This is a genomic window from Cellulomonas sp. P4_B5_2 (assembly GCF_056402235.1).
Window position 1 is genome coordinate 1 of record NZ_JBFUHU010000505.1, and the last position, 1,443, is coordinate 1,443.

The window sequence follows — 1,443 nt, forward strand, 5'->3', positions numbered from 1 at the left end:
CCGGGACGCGGCCGGGCTGGGCTCGGACACGCTTGCGGCGCCGGGTCCGACACCCTGCACGTCGACGAACGCCACCTCCTGCGGCCCGGTGCGGACCGTGCGGACGACGAGCGGGAGCCGCCGCGTGCGGTCGACCCGCACCCACGCCTCGGCCAGGACGCGCACCCCGCGCCGCACCCCGACGAGCACGTCGGTGGGTGCGGCGGTCACGATGTCGGCGCGCAGGCTCCCGGCGGCGGGCGGCTCGTCCGACGCCTCCAGACGGACGGTCGGGTCCGTCGAGGGTCGTCGGCGCCAGTCCCACACCCCCGCGACCAGCGGTGCGGCGCCGAGCACCGCGACGTCGGGCCGGCCGAGCAGCGCGCCCACGGCGACGAGCACGAGGCCGACGACGACCCCGGCGGCCGTCGCCCGCGAGCGCTCCCAGATCATCCGCGTCTCGCCGTCGTCGGCCCCGCCACCCGCGCCAGCACGTCCGCCACGACCTTCTGCGGCGCCGTGCCGGTGGCCCACGCCTGCGGGGTCAGGGACAGCCGGTGCGCGAGCGCGGGGACGGCGACCGCCTTGACGTCCTCGGGCGTCACGAAGTCCCGGCCGGACAGCACCGCCAGCGAGCGCGCGACGAGGACCAGCGCCTGGGAGCCGCGCGGCGAGGCACCCACCTCGACCGCGTCGTGCGTGCGGGTGGCCGAGGCGAGGTCGACGCAGTACCGCAGGATGTCGGCGTCGACCGTGACCTGCTCGACGCCCGCCTGCATCGCCCTCAGGGTGGCGGCGTCGACGACCGTCCGCACCGACCCCATCTCCTGGCGCCGCGCGAGCCGCCGCGACAGCACGTCGACCTCGGCGTCGCGCTCCGGGTAGCCGACCGCCACGCGGACCATGAACCGGTCGAGCTGCGCCTCCGGCAGCGGGTAGGTGCCCTCGTACTCCACCGGGTTGGAGGTGGCGACGACGTGGAACGGGTCGGGCAGCTGGTACGTCTCCCCGTCGACCGTCACCTGCCGCTCGGCCATCGCCTCCAGCAGGGCCGACTGGGTCTTCGGGGCGGTCCGGTTGATCTCGTCGGCCAGCAGGAGGCCCGCGAACACCGGGCCCGGCCGGAACAGGAACGACGCCGTCGCCGGGTCGAACACGCTGGACCCCGTGATGTCCGACGGCAGCAGGTCGGGCGTGCACTGCACCCGCCGGAACGCGAGCCCGAGCGCGGTGGCCAGGCTCCGGGCCGCCAGCGTCTTGCCGAGCCCGGGCACGTCCTCGAACAGCACGTGGCCGCCGCCGAGGATGGCCGCCAGCGCAACTCTCAGCGGTTCGCGCATGCCGACGACCAGCGTCGCGACCTCGTCGAGCACCGCGCTCCCGCGGTCGGCGACCTGCGCGACGGTCAGTGGCGTGGGCTGCTCAGTCATCGGCGGGGGCTCCATCGTCGGTGGGGGTGGCGCG

Annotated in this window: 1 protein-coding gene and 1 pseudogene; both read right to left on the reverse strand. The window is 76.2% G+C overall.

The window, feature by feature from the left end; all coding sequences use genetic code 11:
* A pseudogene (locus AC1DUQ_RS21685) lies at positions 1–432 on the reverse strand (DUF58 domain-containing protein); the annotation flags it as partial.
* A complete protein-coding gene (locus AC1DUQ_RS21690; protein ID WP_477059367.1) occupies positions 429–1,409 on the reverse strand; it encodes an AAA family ATPase in 981 nt (326 codons plus the stop codon). The gene AC1DUQ_RS21690 and the pseudogene AC1DUQ_RS21685, both read right to left, overlap by 4 nt.
* Between the last annotated feature and the right edge of the window lie 34 nt (positions 1,410–1,443).

What these genes read in the sequence shown, in the direction of transcription:
- AC1DUQ_RS21690 (WP_477059367.1), bottom strand. Translation starts at nt 1,409, where the DNA reads ATGACTGAGCAGCCCACGCCACTGACCGTCGCGCAGGTCGCCGACCGC.